Origin of the sequence: Compostibacter hankyongensis (assembly GCF_039541075.1) — a bacterium.
GTDB classification, from domain to species: Bacteria; Bacteroidota; Bacteroidia; order Chitinophagales; family Chitinophagaceae; genus Compostibacter; species Compostibacter hankyongensis.
In genome coordinates this window covers 249220-265239 of sequence record NZ_BAABFN010000002.1, presented here as the reverse complement: position 1 = coordinate 265239, position 16020 = coordinate 249220, and the positions used below count along the sequence as shown (strand labels likewise).

At 55.5% G+C, this 16020-nt stretch carries 12 protein-coding genes; 5 read left to right on the top strand and 7 right to left on the bottom strand.

What is annotated here, in order from left to right:
* Nucleotides 1-13 precede the first annotated feature (13 nt).
* Both ABD851_RS05975 and ABD851_RS05970 read right to left on the bottom strand, forming a co-directional pair.
* The gene (locus ABD851_RS05975; protein ID WP_344976988.1) at nucleotides 14-988 is read right to left on the bottom strand and encodes an electron transfer flavoprotein subunit alpha/FixB family protein; all 975 of its coding nucleotides are present in this window, start codon (nucleotides 986-988) and stop codon (nucleotides 14-16) included.
* 20 nt (nucleotides 989-1008) lie between these two features.
* Nucleotides 1009-1749 carry an electron transfer flavoprotein subunit beta/FixA family protein gene (locus tag ABD851_RS05970; RefSeq protein WP_344976985.1) on the bottom strand — a complete coding sequence of 247 codons (741 nt, stop codon included), beginning with the start codon at nucleotides 1747-1749 and terminating at the stop codon, nucleotides 1009-1011.
* A 293-nt stretch (nucleotides 1750-2042) separates the two neighbouring features.
* On the opposite strand from ABD851_RS05970, the gene ABD851_RS05965 reads away from it, so the two are divergent.
* Complete coding sequence (locus tag ABD851_RS05965) at nucleotides 2043-4340, top strand: hypothetical protein (RefSeq protein WP_344976983.1); 2298 nt, start codon at nucleotides 2043-2045, stop codon at nucleotides 4338-4340.
* Nucleotides 4341-4348: 8 nt separating this feature from the next.
* Here the strand turns inward: ABD851_RS05965 and ABD851_RS05960 are convergent, their stop codons facing one another.
* The 5 genes from ABD851_RS05960 to panC all read right to left on the bottom strand — a co-directional run bounded on the left by ABD851_RS05960 (nucleotide 4349) and on the right by panC (nucleotide 9688).
* Nucleotides 4349-5248 carry a Ppx/GppA phosphatase family protein gene (locus tag ABD851_RS05960; protein ID WP_344976980.1) on the bottom strand — a complete coding sequence of 300 codons (900 nt, stop codon included), beginning with the start codon at nucleotides 5246-5248 and terminating at the stop codon, nucleotides 4349-4351.
* Nucleotides 5245-7323 (bottom strand): polyphosphate kinase 1, encoded by a 2079-nt coding sequence (gene ppk1 / locus ABD851_RS05955; RefSeq protein ID WP_344976977.1) that lies wholly within the window; start codon nucleotides 7321-7323, stop codon nucleotides 5245-5247. The genes ABD851_RS05960 and ppk1 overlap by 4 nt, the downstream gene beginning before the upstream one ends.
* Before the next feature lie 64 nt (nucleotides 7324-7387).
* Complete coding sequence (locus tag ABD851_RS05950) at nucleotides 7388-8398, bottom strand: lysylphosphatidylglycerol synthase transmembrane domain-containing protein (RefSeq protein WP_344976974.1); 1011 nt, start codon at nucleotides 8396-8398, stop codon at nucleotides 7388-7390.
* A gap of 66 nt (nucleotides 8399-8464) precedes the next feature.
* Nucleotides 8465-8812: an aspartate 1-decarboxylase gene (gene panD / locus ABD851_RS05945; RefSeq protein WP_344976971.1), complete on the bottom strand. Its 348-nt coding sequence runs from the start codon at nucleotides 8810-8812 to the stop codon at nucleotides 8465-8467.
* Nucleotides 8813-8836: 24 nt separating this feature from the next.
* The gene (gene panC / locus ABD851_RS05940) at nucleotides 8837-9688 is read right to left on the bottom strand and encodes a pantoate--beta-alanine ligase (protein ID WP_344976968.1); all 852 of its coding nucleotides are present in this window, start codon (nucleotides 9686-9688) and stop codon (nucleotides 8837-8839) included.
* Between the two features lie 153 nt (nucleotides 9689-9841).
* Between panC and ABD851_RS05935 the strand changes: the two genes are divergently transcribed.
* The 4 genes from ABD851_RS05935 to ABD851_RS05920 are packed head-to-tail and all read left to right on the top strand — an operon-like array spanning nucleotide 9842 to nucleotide 15974.
* A complete protein-coding gene (locus ABD851_RS05935) occupies nucleotides 9842-10657 on the top strand; it encodes a glycogen/starch synthase (RefSeq protein WP_344976964.1) in 816 nt (271 codons plus the stop codon).
* Nucleotides 10658-10691: 34 nt separating this feature from the next.
* A complete protein-coding gene (locus ABD851_RS05930) occupies nucleotides 10692-12137 on the top strand; it encodes a DUF4270 domain-containing protein (RefSeq protein ID WP_344976961.1) in 1446 nt (481 codons plus the stop codon).
* Between the two features lie 56 nt (nucleotides 12138-12193).
* The gene (gene metK / locus ABD851_RS05925) at nucleotides 12194-13450 is read left to right on the top strand and encodes a methionine adenosyltransferase (RefSeq protein ID WP_344976958.1); all 1257 of its coding nucleotides are present in this window, start codon (nucleotides 12194-12196) and stop codon (nucleotides 13448-13450) included.
* 13 nt (nucleotides 13451-13463) lie between these two features.
* On the top strand, nucleotides 13464-15974 hold the full coding sequence (locus tag ABD851_RS05920; protein ID WP_344976955.1) for a DUF5686 and carboxypeptidase regulatory-like domain-containing protein: 2511 nt from the start codon (nucleotides 13464-13466) through the stop codon (nucleotides 15972-15974).
* The last annotated feature ends 46 nt before the right edge of the window (nucleotides 15975-16020 follow it).

Here is a 16020-nt window from a genome sequence, read left to right as displayed (position 1 = left end):
TAACAAAAAGTGTTCAGGATTTGTACTTTTTCACCGCCTCGGTGAGCCGGGGGAGCACTTCAAACGCATCGCCGGCGATGCCGTAATCGGCAGCTTTGAAGAAAGGCGCATCCGGGTCTTTGTTGATCGCTACGATGCATTTGCTGCCGTTTACCCCGGCCAAATGCTGTATGGCGCCCGAGATACCGACAGCCATATAGAGATCCGGGCGAACGGTCAGCCCGGTCTGTCCCACATGCTCATGATGCGGACGCCAGCCGGCCTCCGCTACAGGACGGGAGCAGGCCAGGCCCGCCCCGAGGGCAGCGGCCAGCTCTTCCAGGAGCGGCCAGTTTTCCGGACCTTTCAGTCCCCTGCCGCCGCTGACGATAACCGATGCATCGGTGAGCGGAACAGCGCCGCTCAGCTGTTCGGCCGACGTCACCCTTACGCGTATATCCTCCGCTTTCACCGGCACTTCAAGCGGCATCACTGCAGCGGTATCTTCGCCGGCTTCCTTTACCGGGAAGGCATTCGGGCTTACGGTAATCACTTTCTTCGGGGAGTCGATGCGGACAAAGGCAAAGGCCTTTCCGGAAAAAACGCCTTTCTTCACGACAAAGCCGTCCTCCAGCAAGGGAAGCGCTACCGCGCCGCTCACCAGCCCGGCCCTGAGGCGGGCAGCGGCCAGGGGGGCAAGCGCCCGGCCGTGAAAGTTGTGCGGCAGCACGAGAAGCTCAGCATCCTCCTTCGCCGCAGCAGCGAGCAGCGCCTTCGTATATACGTCCCCGTCGAACCGTTCAAAAGCTTCGCCCTCCGCCTGCCAGACTTTCTTCACACCGTAGCGGCCCAGTGCGCTCAGGGCATCGGCAGATGCATTACCGGCAGCCACGGCAACGGCCTCGGTCTTCATCAGGGCAGCCGCCGCCACACCATAGCAAACAGCTTCAAGAACATTCTTTTTTATTTTTCCTTCCGGCGTGGTATCGGCAAACAGGAGTACAGACATAGCTCAGGGTTAAACGGTTCTCAGATGACCTTTGCTTCCTCATGCAGGAGCCGTACGAGCTCCTCCTCATTACCCGGGTCGATCATTTTCACAGCGCCCTTGGGTGCAGGCTGCTCATAGCATACCACGGTGGTAAGGGTATCGGCCGCCACAGGTTCCAGCACCTTCAGCGGCTTGCTACGCGCGGCCATGATGCCCCGCATGTTGGGGATACGCTGCTCCGCCATACCTTTCATACAGGAAACGACAGCCGGGAGCGATACGGTACAGACTTCCTCCCCGCCTTCCGTTTCGCGGCGGAGGGTCGCTGTTCCTTCGCTGACGTCGAGCGATGTGGCCAGGGAGATATAAGGCAGGTCCGACAGCGCGGCGATCATACCGCCCAATGCCGAGCCGTTGTAATCAATGGTTTCCTTACCGGTCAGCACAAGATCGTATCCGCCTTCCCTGATCACCGGTGCAATCTGCGAGGCGATAAAAAAGCCGTCGGTGCTTTCCGCATTAATGCGAATGGCCTCGTCGCCCCCCAGGGCCAGCGCCTTCCGGATAATGGGCTCTGTATCGGCTCCGCCGACGGTGAGGATATGCAGCTCGCCGCCCGATTGCTCTTTGAGCTCCAGCGCCCGCACCAGGGCATACCATTCATCATAGGGATTGATGATGAACTGTATCCCGCTTTCGTCGAAACGGGTATCGTTATCCGTAAAGGCAATGCGGGCAGTAGTATCCGGCGTTTTACTGATACAGACCAATAGTTTCATCCGTTAATTTTTTGTCTTTTTTAAGGGTCGGATGACACCGAAGATGCATCGAGACCCATGACTATTATTATGAACGAAATAAACCCCGCATATTGACATACCCCTGTGCGGTAAGTATGATCATGCTCGGTTTCATATGCTGCAATTAACGATCGGTTACAGCGAATGTAAGAAACTTTCCATTACCCGGTCTTGGGGCATATTCTGATATTCTATTTTATATTTATCATGTTATTGACATTTAAGCAAAAGCCAAAGGCCGCCAAAACCGGCATAAAAAGGAACGCATCGGCATGCGCAGAGAAAAACTGTTTTTTATCGTATTTATGCTGCTGTCGCTGGGAGACCGGCCGGCACGGGCACAGGAATCGCTTCCCACGGGAAATCATCCGGAAGCCATTGCCTTTAATTATTTCCCGGATAAAGCCTATGCCGTCGTGTGGCGCAACTGGAACCTGGTCAACCCTGCGCGTATCGCGAAAACACTGGGCTGCCTCGAACAGACGGTCGGAGAGATGGCCGCTGCCATGGGTCTTCCGCCCGCCATTGCCGTTCCACCGGATTTTAAAAAGAAAGCTTACATCACCGTGATCAGGCGCAACTGGCATCTGCTGCCCTACAGTCAGCTGCTTACGCTGCTGGATATGACGGAGGGGGACCTGGCTGTGGCCCTGAGAGAGGATGACTTTCTGTTCACCAAGCTCGGAGGGCTGAAGCCGCACTGCACACCGGTACATTATACGCCGCCCGACCACAAAACCAACGAACGGCTCAGGCAAATGAGAAGGTTGGTACAGCATTATTTTGGAAAAATGCGTGATCAGCCTGCCGAGCAGCGGTTTCATTTTATCACCGAGCTGGAAGGTTTCCGGATGCCCCCCGGCACTGTCCTTACGAACCAAGAAGGGCTGCGTTTTATTTACTCTTACTTCGGTGTTTTTGGCGATCCGCTTGTGGATACTTCCCTGAATCCGTATCCGGACGGATTGCTGGCCCGGCTGGCCGGCAAAGGGATCAACGGTATATGGATGCATGTAGTGCTGAATCAGCTGGCGCCCGGAGGTCCTGATTTTCCCGAATATGGCAAAGGCGCAGCGCAACGGCTTGCCACGCTGACGAACATCGTAAAAAGGGCTGCACAGTACGGCATAAAAGTATACCTCTACATGAATGAGCCGAGAGCCATGCCTGCCGCCTTCTTCAAAAAAAGGCCGGATATGGCCGGGGTCAGGGAAGGGGACCTGGTGACCCTGTGTACCAGTAATCCGAAAGTAAGAGACCGGATCACCGGGTCGCTCGCCTATGTGTTCCGGCATGTTCCCGGCCTGGGCGGCGTATTTACGATTACCGGATCGGAAAACCTCACCAGCTGCGCTTCGCATGGCGGACAGGCAGGTTGCCCGCGCTGCAGCAAACGCAGCTATGCGGATATTATCGCGGAAGTCAACACGGCCATCGAACGCGGGGTACATCAGGGTAATCCGGAAGCAAAGGTCATCATATGGGACTGGGGATGGAATGACCGGTACGCCGCGGAAATAATCCGCAAGCTGCCCAAGTCCGTTTGGTTTATGTCGGTAAGCGAATGGGCCAAAACTTTCGAGCGGGGCGGCGTCAGATCAGCGGTAGGGGAGTATTCCATTTCGGTGGCAGGCCCCGGACCAAGGGCCATGAGCCATTGGGCCATGGCCAAGGCGGCGGGTTTGAAAACCGTGGCCAAGGTACAGCTCAATAATTCCTGGGAATTGTCGGCGGTGCCCTGGCTTCCCGTCATGGACCTGATCGCCGAACATCTGTCCAGACTGGCGGCCGCGCATGTGGACGGGCAGATGCTGAGCTGGTCCCTGGGCGGCTATCCTTCACCCAATCTCGAAATAGCGCAGGCCTTCTCCGTGAACCCGGGAGCAGACCCCGGCCGGGTACTCGACACGCTGGCTGCCCAACGCTACGGAAAAGATGCAGCCCCCTGGGCGCGAAAAGCCTGGACCGCTTTCAGTCAGGCTTTCCGGCAGTTTCCCTATAGCGCGGGCGGCCTGTATATGGGTCCGCAGCAAGTAGGACCTGCCAACCTGCTGTTTGCCCGGCCTACAGGTTATCATGCCACGATGGTGGGCTTTCCCTACGATGACCTGAAAAGCTGGAGAAGCAACTATCCGGATACTATATTTATTACGCAGTTCGATCGGGTCGCGGAAGGCTGGCTGTCCGGGCTGACTTACCTGGACAAGGCGGTGAAAAGTTCCGACCGGGATAAACAGCAGACCGCCGCCCGCGATCTGTTCATCGCCAGGGCGGCCTATCTGCATTTTGCATCGGTGGCGAACCAGGCACGTTTTGTCATGGAGCGGGACAGCCTGTTGGGTGAGCCGTTGCCGGCAGCGGCAAAAGAACGGCTGAAAAAACATCTTGGCAGGGTACTGGACCGGGAGATCACCTTTGCCCGCGAGCTTTACGGCATCACGCGTGCCGATGCACGGATCGGATTTGAAGCTTCCAACCAGTATTATTATACCCCACAGGACCTGGTGGAGAAAGTGCTGGACTGTGCTTATGTGCGTGAGCAGCTGCTGGGGCAGCATGGAGGGAAATAGGAAACGGTCTACTGCTCCGCCGGCGCCTCGCCGCCGACCTCACGGTACAGCGCCTGGATGAGACCGTCTACCAGGCCGATGCGGGGCACATAGATTTCGTCGGCATCGGCCCACTTCATTACCGAAACGTATATCTGCAGGGCGGGTACGATCACATCGGCGCGGTCGGGACGAAGCGCATAGTAATGCATCCGCTCTTCCGCAGAAACGCTGCCCAGCTCCTTGTAATAGTCCTTCAGCAGCTCCAGGCTGAGGGACTTGCCCGGCTTGCGGCCGGAGAGGGAGAATACCTTGTTGATGTTGCCTCCGGAGCCGATGGCGATCACCTTTTCCTTGGCCGGCACCGATTGCTTCACAAAGGTTTTCATCTTTTCCCATTCATCGTCGGGCACCTGTTTTTCGAGCAGACGGATGGTACCGATATTAAAGGAGGCCCTTGCGCTCATCTTTTCCTTGCTGAACAGGGTAAGCTCGGTGCTGCCTCCGCCCACGTCGATATAGAGATAGGCTTTGTTTTTTTCCAGCTGCTCGGCGATATGGTTTTCGTAGATATAGCCGGCTTCTTCCTGCCCGCTGATCAGCTGTATGTCTATGCCGGTCTCTGCCCTGGCCTGCTCCAGGAGGGCCGTTCCGTTGCGGGCGTCGCGCATGGCCGAGGTGGCGCAGGCTTTCAGGTGCTTTACACCGTATACCTCCAGCAGCAGCTTATAGGCCATGACCGTCTTCAGGAAAGCCGTGGCTTTTTCTGTAGAAAGCCCGCCTTCCCGGAATACATCAAAACCCAGACGGAGCGGTACCCGCACCAGGATAACCTTATTGAAGGAAACAGCTCCTGCATCGGAGTGTTCGGATTCGGCAATCAACAGACGGGCGGCGTTCGACCCGATATCTATGGCGGCTAACTTCACAACAAATACTTCTTCTGTTTCAGCAGTCGGTAGGTGTCTTCCTGCGACCTGATCATTTTTCCCTTACTGCGAAAGTAGTCATTTTGCTGCTTATTATCCAACAGGCGCGCCTTGGTATTGTCCGCCAGCTGTGTATTCAGTATATCGTAAAGCTCCTGCTTGCTCTCGGGATGGGCCACCGGCACCACCACCTCCACACGGTGATCCAGGTTACGCACCATCCAATCCGCCGAAGAGATGTAGCATCGGGAGTGCCCTTCGTTATGAAAATAAAAGATGCGGGAATGCTCCAGGTATTCGTCAACGATGCTTACGGCGTGGATGTTATACTCTTGCTTTTTGTGCTGCGTATAGGCGCAGCAGATGCCCCTTACGATGAGCCGGATCTCCACCCCCGAGGCGGCGGCTTCATACAGCTTCTGGATCAGCTTCTCATCCGAAAGCGAGTTTAGCTTCAGGATGATGAGCGCGGGCTTGCCCTGTTTGGCGGCCTTTATCTCCTTGTCAATAGCTTTCTGAAAGTACTTCCGGATATTGTAGGGACTCACCAGCAGTGTTTTGCAGTCATGCAGATAATGCTGCGGATGACCGGGATGCTCCACATAGGAAAAGATACGGTTGATATCGGCCATAATATTCCGGCGGGCGGTCAGCAGACAGTGATCGCAGTAATAGGCGGCCGTTTTCTCGTTCAGGTTGCCCGTGCTGACAAATCCGTACTGCAGGGTTTTGCCGTCCACCCGCTTTTTGATCACGCAGATCTTGGCATGCACTTTCATGTGGGGGATGCCGATAAAGACGCGTACTCCTTCCTCCTCAAGCCGGGTCTTCCACTGCAGGTTGGCCTCCTCATCAAAACGGGCGCGGAGCTCCAGCACTACCGTGACCTGCTTGCCGTTCCGTACGGCATTGATGAGCGCGTTGATCACCTTTGAGCGCCGGGCCAGCCTGTAGGCGGTGATCTTGATGCTGACCACATGCGGGTCAATAGCGGCTTCCCGCAGCAGATCCACGATGGAATTAAAGGTGTGATAAGGAAAGCTCAGCAGCACATCCTGCTCGCGGATGACCTGTTGTATGCTGGCTGTGTTGGCCAGAAGGGGATGTACAAAGCTTTTCCGCCGGGCGCTGGTCTGCCCGCTGCCGAACACCTGTTCCGGAAAATCCATAAAGTCTTTGAAATTATGGATCCTGTCGCCCGGTATCAGGTTGTCCTTCCGGGTAAGGTTCATCCGGCGGATGAGGTATTCGAGGAGGTGGGGGCTGATGTTGCGGTCGTAGATAAAACGCACGGGCTTCCCCTTTTTCCGGTTCTTCAGCGCCTTCTCCATCTCGGGTATCAGGTTGGTGGCAATATCATTATCGATGTCCAGCTCCGCGTCGCGGGTAACCTTGATGACATGGGCCGAAAACTGGTCGTAACCGAAATAAGAGAAGAGGGTAGGGAGGCAGAACCGGATGACGTCTTCCAGCAGGATCACATTTCTTTCGCCCCGCTGCGAAGGCAGCAGGATAAAGCGCGGGAAAACATCCGTGGGTATCTCTATCAGCGCATAGGCCTGCCTGACCGACTGGTCTTTTTTGGCCAGCACCGTGGCCAGGTAGATGGATTTGTCGCGCAGGTGGGGAAAGGCGGGTATGCTTTCGATCATCAGCGGAATGATGTTGGAGCGGATCTCCTCGTTGAAGTAGTCGAGGATAAACTGCTGCTGCCGGCGCGTGAGGTGCCCTTCCTGCCGCAGATAGATCTTTTCCTGCCGGAGCTCCTGCACGATCTGCTTCCATATCTTCGAAAACTCCTGTTGTTGGCGGATGACGGTCTGCTGTATGTCTTCCAGTATCTGGACGGGATTATGCTCCAGGTGCATACGTGCCGTTTTCCCGAACACCGCCATTCTTTTCAGCGTAGCCACCCGTACCCGGAAAAACTCATCGAGGTTATTGGAAAAGATACCCAGGAAGCGGATACGTTCATGAAGCGGTACGGAAGCGTCTTTAGCTTCCTGTAATACGCGGGCATTAAAAGAAAGCCAGCTGATATCCCTTACAATGGTCGTCCGGGTCTGATGCGCCATAGGCAATAATAAATATAAGCCCTTAAGATAAACAACAAATAGACAGTGGCATGTTAAGAAATCATTAAGCTTTGGCCCGCCGGCCGGGTTTCAGGAAAGGCAGAATGGAAAGACAGCCGAGCCCCAGTACCACGATGAGCAGGGTCTGGGCCAGCCAGCTGATCCAGCCGAAGGCATATCCCACGCCCTCGGCTATTCCATACAAGGTGAGGGTTTTGGCCACCAGCAGCTGGTAAGCACCGATGCCGCCCTGGGTGAGCACCATGCCGATGCTCCCGAAGCCCAGCACCGCCAGCGCCACCGGCAAACCCAGCCCGGCGGTATCATCCAGGGCAAGAAAGCCGATATACATCATCAGGAAATAAGCGATCCAGATCAGGATGGTGGACAGGAAGAACCAGCTTTTGTGCTGCAGCCGGCCCAGGGATACCAGGCCTTCGCGTATGCCCCGCAGGATGCTGCGCAGCTTACCGTACCAGCGGGTAGCCCTGAAAAGCCGTAAAAGCAGGTAACCCAGGCACAGCAGCACTACTACTGCAACGATCAGCAGCATGCCGCGGTAATCGGCCCCGGGACGGAAATGATAGACAAGCGGCCGGACGATATTGTGATTAAAAAAAGCGCCCAGCACAGCGCGCTGCGAGCCTACGGCCGCCAGCAGGATCACCGCCAGGCTCAGCAGGTCCACGGCCCTTTCGGCAATCATGGTACCGATCAGGCGGTCTACGGGTATCTTCCCGTTGCGCGCCAGCACGCCGCAGCGAGTAACCTCGCCCATCCTGGGAATGGCCAGGTTGGCCAGATAGCCGATCATTACGGCGGCAAATACATTCCAAAGCGAAGGCCGGTAACCCATGGGATACATCAGCAGCCGCCAGCGCCAGGCCCGTAAAAGATGACTGGCCACGCCGATCAGCAGCACCGGCACCAGCACCCAGTAATGCGCCTCATAAAATGCGGTACGGATATTTTCCCGCTGCGAAGGAGTAAGCTGGTAGGTCGCCAGCCAGATCAGCAGGATGCCCAGTCCGAAGAACAATATAAACTTGAGAATCTTTCCTGCGTATTGCTTCATGCCTTCCTCGTCTTTGAAACGCGTGACCCGAACCACCGGTATACCGGTATAAGGCAGGAAGCCGGATCAGGATAGCTTGTTGCCGGACTGCGGGAACACGAGGACCGGCTTATAACGTTTGGCTTCTTCCAGCTCCATGATCGCATAGGAGACCACAATTACCGTATCCCCGACCGCGCACAGGCGGGCCGCCGGCCCGTTCAGGCAAACCACGCCCGAGCCGCGTTTCCCTTTGATGATATAGGTTTCAAGACGCGCTCCGTTATTGACATTCACTACCTGCACCTTCTCGTTTTCGATCAGCATGGCCGCATCCATCAGATCCTCATCGATCGTGATGCTTCCGATGTAATTCAGATCGGCCTCTGTAATGGTGACACGGTGTAATTTCGATTTTAATACCTCGATCTGCATAATACTGCAAAGGTAAAGAAAATGCTAATCCAACCGCATGTTATCGATCAGCCGTACATTGCCGGTCTTTGCCGCAATCAGCGCTATCATCGGCCGGGCCTGTCTTTCTTCGAGCGGCTCCAGCGTTTCGGCGTCGGCAATAGCGACATAGTCCACTTCGAAGCCCGCCGCTTCAAGCCGGCCGGATGCCCGGCGGCATAAAACCGGAGGCGCGGTATCGGCTATGTGCTTCTTCACGTCCTGCAGCACATCGTGGATCAGCACCGCCTGCCGGCGCTGCTCCGGAGAAAGCCGGCGGTTGCGGCTGCTCATGGCCAGCCCGCCGGGCTCCCGCAGGGTAGGGCAGGTAATCAGTTTGACCTTAATATTCAACAGGTTGATCAACCTGCTGATAACCATACACTGCTGATAATCTTTTTGCCCCATGAACAACAGATCGGGCTGCACGATGTCCAGCAACCGGTGCATCACCTGTCCCACACCCTGAAAATGGCCGGGCCGGTATTTCCCTTCCAGTATCTTTTCCAGCCGGCCAAAATCGTAGGGCGAATGCTTTTTTGCAGCTTCCAGGCCTTCGGGATACATGACCGCCACATCGGGCAGAAAAACCGCATCCGCGCCGGCATCGGCGAGCAGGGCGATATCCTGGTCCAGGGTTACGGGGTAATGTTCGAAATCCGCAGGGTCATTGAATTGGGTGGGGTTTACAAAAATGCTGCAGACGACGATCTCTGCCTTCTCACGCGCCGCCCGCACCAGGGAAAGGTGTCCTTCGTGGAGGGCGCCCATCGTCGGGACAAAACCGACCCTGGCCTCCCCGTCCCGCTGCCGGGCCAGCCAGCTTTGCAGGGGAGAGGATTGATGGAATAAAAGCATATGGTGTGAAATGGTTTAGAATATTTTGCGCTTATCGGAAAATCTTAACATTCTCTTAAAATTGACGCTTTCGACGTTGCGCCGCCCGGGATTACCGGAAAAATTTGTAATTTTGCTCCCCGTATAACCAATCTCTGCTATAATACACCGTAAATGTCCACAAAGAAACGAATTTTGTTTATAGCCCAGGAGATGTCGCCTTACCTGGAACTGACTGATTATGCAGCTTTAGTCAACGCACTGGCGGTAAAAGCAAATGAAACAGGTCTGGAAGTGAGGGTAATCATGCCCCGCTTCGGGATAATCAATGAGCGCCGGCACAGGTTGCATGAGGTAGTTCGCTTGTCGGGTATCAATATTATTATCGATAACGATGATTTTCCGCTTATTATCAAGGTGGCCTCGCTTCCGAATGCAAGGCTGCAGGTATATTTCATGGATAATGAAGACTATTTCAAACGCAAATCCGTTTTTCATGACGAGGACGGACAATGGTTTGACGATAACGCCAACCGGATGGTCTTCTTTTGCAAAAGCGCGCTGGAAACCGTAAAAAAATTCGGCTGGCCTCCGGATATCATCCACTGCAGCGGCTGGATGACCTCGCTGATCCCCTTATACCTGAAAACGGCTTACAAGAAGGAGCCCGTTTTTGCCCACACCAAAGTAGCCTATACGCTGGAGCCGGACCAGTTCCGGGAAAAGCTGGGGGGAACCTTTATTAAAAAGGCGACCATCAGCAACCAGATCAAAGCCAAGGATATCGAAGCTTATAAAGAAGGCTCCCATGCAGCCCTGAACAGGGGAGCTGCCAAATATGCGGATGCGGTGATCCTCCGGGAAAAAGCCGACAAGTCGCTGGTGGAAGAGCTGAAAAAGCAAAAAGGAAAGATCATTTTACCTTATCAGAAAAACAACGAGGACCTGGCAGACTATCTGCAGCTGTATCATCAGCTGGCGGATGCCTGATACCGGTAAGCGGCCATAACGATGCCCACATTTTATGAACAGGACGATCAATTTTTCCCAGAAACAAAGGGCTTTCCGGAGGCTGGCTGCCATTACCGCCATTACGGCTGCCGCTGCCTATGCCCTTTCAGGTTGTAACGAATCCACCATACTGGGGCAGGACCTGATCCCCGGCATTGACAACATCAACACCTTTCAGACCGATACTTTTACTGTCATCGCCCATACGGTATACAAACCGGACTCGCTGCTGACCAGCGCCACTCCGGAAATGACCGTAGGCGCCATCAACGGCGACCCCGTTTTTGGCACCACCACCGGCATTGCCTATACGCAGCTGGGACTCAGCAGCAGCGAGTTCAAGTTCACCGGTGACAACGTATCCATAGACTCTGCCGTGCTGTCCTTCAGCTTTACGGGATATTACGGCGATTCGCTGGGTCCGCAGCAATACACCGTCTACCGGATCAACGATCCGGCCTTTAAGCTTGCCGAAAACGATTCTACCTTATCCCGCTTCTATGCTTCCCAGCAGTTCCATATCGACCAGGGCAATCCGCTGGGCAACGTTACGGTAACGCCAAAGACCCTGCAGGATTCGGTCACTATCTGGAATATAAAGGATGCCCCGCAGCTCCGTATCCCGCTGAGCAATGCCTTTGCCCAGGAACTGGGGCAACAGAGCTCCGAGGGGGCCTTCTATAACGACTCCGCCTTTCAGAAGTTCCTGAACGGCTTTGCGCTGGTGCCGGATTCCGCTACAGCCGGCCGTAAGTCGCTCGTGTACCTCGATCTTTCCGCCGACGTCACCGGCATGACGGTTTTTTATCACAACAGCACCGACGATTCGCTGACGGCGTTCTTCCCCGTCGGCAACACCTCCGCTACCGCCAATTATATCCATCGTAATTACAGCGGCACCGAAGCCGAAACCGCTTTCAACGGTCCCCAGCCGGAAGGAGACAAGCTGCTGTACCTTCAGGAACGGCCCGGGCTGTACGTAGACGTACAGATACCTTACCTGAAGCAGTTCCCGAATGCCATCATCAACAGCGCCGAGCTGATCATGACCCAGGCCAACACGGCCAACAGCCAGAAAGAGATATATAACGCCCCCAATGAGCTTTTCCTCTTCCAGTACAAAGGAGGAGACAGCCTTGGGTTTGTGGTGGACGCCGGAGCTTACCAGGATTTCTCCACCGGCGGCTATGCCTTCAGCAACCTGGCCGGCTTCGGAGGCTTTAAGGGCAGCACTACGGTCAACGGCGTGCAGCTGACGCAATACAAGCTGAACATTTCCCGCTTTATGCAGCACCTGATCTCCGACCGGGAAGGAACCCCCGAAGTCAACTTCGGCTTCAAGTTGCAGATCTACAATGCAGCCGGGCTGAGCTACAACCACGGACGGGTAGTCCTGGGCGGCGGCAATAACGATGAGGTCCCTATGAAGCTGAAAGTGATCTATACAAAATTAAGATAACCGCTACTCCGACACAATCTGCAACAACGTAACAACCACCCATAATTCACCCGGCCATGCCATATTTATTCACCTCAGAGTCGGTATCGGAAGGACATCCCGATAAAGTATCCGACCAGATTTCAGATGCCCTCATCGACAACTTCCTGGCATTCGATCCCGACGCCAAGGTGGCCTGCGAAACGCTGGTCACGACCGGGCAGGTGGTCCTGGCCGGCGAAGTAAAATCCAACACCTATCTGGACGTGCAGAAGATTGCCCGCGACGTGATAAAACGTATCGGCTATACAAAAAGCGAGTACATGTTCGAGGCCCACTCCTGCGGCGTGCTCTCCGCCATCCACGAGCAGTCAGGAGACATTAACCAGGGCGTGGTCCGCAAAAAGAAGGAAGAGCAGGGGGCGGGCGACCAGGGAATGATGTTCGGCTATGCCAGCAGCGAAACGGAAAATTATATGCCCCTCGCACTGGACCTGGCGCATAAGCTCCTGATCGAGCTGGCTGCGCTTCGCCGGGAAAACAAGCAGATCAAATACCTGCGCCCCGATGCCAAATCGCAGGTAACCATAGAATACAGCGACGATCACAAGCCCGTCCGGATAGATACCATCGTGATCTCTACCCAGCACGACGAATTTGACACAGACGCCAAGATGTCCGAAAAGATCCGCCGGGACGTGATCAACATCCTGATCCCCCGTGTAAAAAAGCAGCTGCCCCCGGCGCTACAGCGGCTCTTCACCGGCAAGATCACCTACCATGTGAACCCTACCGGCAAATTCGTGATCGGCGGGCCGCATGGCGATACCGGTCTTACCGGCCGTAAGATCATCGTAGATACCTATGGCGGCAAAGGCGCCCATGGCGGCGGCGCTTTCTCCGGAAAGGATCCTTCCAAGGTAGACCGCTCCGCAGCTTATGCCATGCGCCATATTGCCAAGAACCTGGTAGCGGCCGGCGTCTGCGAAGAGGTGCTGGTACAGGTATCCTATGCCATCGGCGTAGCCAAGCCCTGCGGCTTTAACGTCAATACCTACGGCACCGCCCGGGTAAACCTCAGCGATGCGGAAATCGCAAAAAAGGTGGAAACGATCTTCGATCTGCGTCCCTACGCTATCGAGCAACGGCTGAAGCTGCGCAACCCGATCTATTCCGAAACAGCCGCTTATGGTCATATGGGCCGGCAGAACGAAACAGTGACCAAGCACTTCGAAACCCCCGAAGGAAAGAAAAAAACGGTAAAGGTAGAACTGTTTACCTGGGAGAAGCTGGACTATGTCGGTAAGCTGAAAAAAGCATTCGGAATAAAATAAGGGGGCGCTTGATATGAAGCGCTTTACCCGCTCCTTCTTCCTGATCAGCTTTTGTCTTTCCCGGCTTTGCCATGCGCAGCAGAAACAGGTGGTGAGCGGTACCGTCACCAATCTGCAGGGCGATCCCCTTCCTTACGCGGGAGTATATCTGAAAAACAGCACCCTCGGCGCCACCACCAACGAACAGGGACGTTATGCACTGGAGCTGCCGCCCGGGTCATACACCCTGATCTGCCGTTACCTGGGATATGCCCGGGCCGAATCGTCCTTCACCCTCACGGATAAACGCCTTCAGCTCGATTTCCGGATGCAGCCGGAGCAGGTGCAGATGCGGGAGGTGGTCATCCAGGGCGGGGAGGACCCTGCCTATGCCATCATCCGGAAAGCCATCCGCAAGCGGCCTTTTTATGAAAACCAGGTAAAAGACTATGCCTGCCGGCTGTATATAAAAGACGTAGTGCACCTCAACAAGGGTCCCGAAAAGTTTATGGGAGAAAAGGTGGATTACGAAGGGGAGGTGCTTGACTCCACGCGCTCGGGGATCCTCTTTTTATCCGAATCGCTGAGCAGCATCAGCCGGCAGGCGCAACCGCCGCGCTTCCGGCAGCAGGTGATCTCCTCCCGGCAAAGCGGGGGAGGGTTGGGGTTCGACTTCCCGGTTTTTATCGATTTCTACCAGAATAACATGGCGCTCTTTTCGCGGCAGATGCTCCCGCGGGGCTATATCTCGCCTATCGCGGATCAGGCCCTGCATTATTACCGCTACCGCCTCGAGGGCACCTTTATGGAAGACGGGCAGGTGATCAACAAAATCCGGGTTTTTCCGAAAAGGAAACACGAGCCGCTTTTCTCCGGCTATCTTAACATCGCCGACGACAGCTGGCGGATCCACAGCCTCGACCTGATGGTTACCCGGCAGCAACAGCTGCAGATCATCGACTCGCTGGAGATCCGGCAGATCCATGCGCCGGTGGGAGACAGCATATGGCGGATCCGGAACCAGTCGCTCTCCTTCAAGCTGAAGATGCTGAACTTCGATCTGCGGGGCGCCTTTGCAAGCCTGTACTCGGATTACGACCTGCATCCGCAGTTCCCGCCGGACTTCTTCGACAGCCGCATCGTCATGGCCTACGACTCGCTGGCCGATAAACGCAGCCCCGATTATTGGGACAGCATACGCCCGCTACCGTTAGCACGGGCCGAAGCCCGGAACTTCCGTCAGAAGGACAGCCTGGCCCGTGTCCGCAGGGATTCGCTTCAAGCTCCGCACTATCGCGATTCCCTGCAGCAGGATCAGCCGCCGCCCCGTCTTACGGACCTGCTCTGGAGGGGATACCGTCATACTTTTTACCGGCGCCAACCTTATACCTTCCACTGGCAGCCGCTGCTGAAAAAGCTGTCCTACAACACGGTGGAGGGCTTCGTCACCGGAGCCGGCTTTGACCTTTTCCGTTATACGGACAGCGCCGCATCCTGGCGTGTAGCGCCCTCGGTGCGGTATGGCTGGAACAACCGCCACCTGAACGGACAGCTGGACCTGCTGTACCGGGCGCCCTCCCGGTCGGCCATCACCTGGCAGCTCTCCGGCGGGAAACGGGTCAGCCAGATTAACCCCGAGAACCCCATCAACGGCCTGACGAACAGCCTGTACACGCTGCTGCTAAAGGAAAACTATATGAAAATCTATGAAAGCTATTTCGGAACGCTGCAGGCAGGAAAGCGGTATGAGAACGGCTTTTCCTGGTCGGCAGACCTGACCTGGGAAGACCGTTATCCGCTGCAGAACACAACGGATTTCAGCCTGATCCGGTATCCGGATAAATCCTTTTCTTCCAACCATCCTGAAGACCTGGCGACGCGGCCTTTCTTACATCACCAGGCGCTGAGCGCAGGACTGAGCCTTTCTTACCAGCCCGGACAAAAGTATATCCAATATCCCCGTTACAAGATGAGCGTAGGCAGCAAAGCGCCTGTCTTCGGTCTCGGGTATACGAAAGGCATTCCCAACCTCCTCGGCAGTGACGTGGATTATGATAAATGGTTTTTTAACATTCGGGATGATATCAACATGCGGCTGTTCGGAACCCTCCGCTACAAGGTCCAGGCAGGCGGCTTTCTGAACCGGAAATCGGTTGGCCTGCCGGATATGCAGCATTTTAACGGCAACCGCACCTTTTACAATATCAAATATCTTAACAGCTTTCAGCTGGCGCCCTATTACCGGTACAGCAACGTTGCTCCATTTTATACCACGTTAAATGCTGAATATCATCTCAACGGGCTGCTGACCAACCGGATTCCCCTTTTTAACCGGTTAAAATGGAACCTTGTGCTGGGCGCGAATGCCTTCTATATCGATCCGCAGAACAATTACTGGGAAATATCCGCCGGGCTGGAAAACATCTTCAAGGTACTCCGCGTGGATGTGGTGGCGGGATACCCCTCGCGCGACCGGACTGCCGTGGGTGTACGCGTAGGCCTGGGCGGGCTGCTGGGAGAGCTGGTCCGGCGGCGCCTGCGCTGATCGGCCCGAACCGGCCGCCTGCGCAGATGCCGCCTGCTCCCCGTCT

Excerpts from the sequence above, each read along its gene's own strand:
- ABD851_RS05950 (WP_344976974.1), bottom strand. The coding sequence starts at position 8,398 with ATGAAGCAATACGCAGGAAAGATTCTCAAGTTTATATTGTTCTTCGGA.
- ABD851_RS05930 (WP_344976961.1), top strand. The coding sequence starts at position 10,692 with ATGAACAGGACGATCAATTTTTCCCAGAAACAAAGGGCTTTCCGGAGG.
- ABD851_RS05920 (WP_344976955.1), top strand. The coding sequence starts at position 13,464 with ATGAAGCGCTTTACCCGCTCCTTCTTCCTGATCAGCTTTTGTCTTTCC.
- ABD851_RS05935 (WP_344976964.1), top strand. The coding sequence starts at position 9,842 with ATGTCCACAAAGAAACGAATTTTGTTTATAGCCCAGGAGATGTCGCCT.
- ABD851_RS05965 (WP_344976983.1), top strand. The coding sequence starts at position 2,043 with ATGCGCAGAGAAAAACTGTTTTTTATCGTATTTATGCTGCTGTCGCTG.
- ppk1 (WP_344976977.1), bottom strand. The coding sequence starts at position 7,323 with ATGGCGCATCAGACCCGGACGACCATTGTAAGGGATATCAGCTGGCTT.
- ABD851_RS05975 (WP_344976988.1), bottom strand. The coding sequence starts at position 988 with ATGTCTGTACTCCTGTTTGCCGATACCACGCCGGAAGGAAAAATAAAA.
- ABD851_RS05970 (WP_344976985.1), bottom strand. The coding sequence starts at position 1,749 with ATGAAACTATTGGTCTGTATCAGTAAAACGCCGGATACTACTGCCCGC.
- panD (WP_344976971.1), bottom strand. The coding sequence starts at position 8,812 with ATGCAGATCGAGGTATTAAAATCGAAATTACACCGTGTCACCATTACA.
- metK (WP_344976958.1), top strand. The coding sequence starts at position 12,194 with ATGCCATATTTATTCACCTCAGAGTCGGTATCGGAAGGACATCCCGAT.
- panC (WP_344976968.1), bottom strand. The coding sequence starts at position 9,688 with ATGCTTTTATTCCATCAATCCTCTCCCCTGCAAAGCTGGCTGGCCCGG.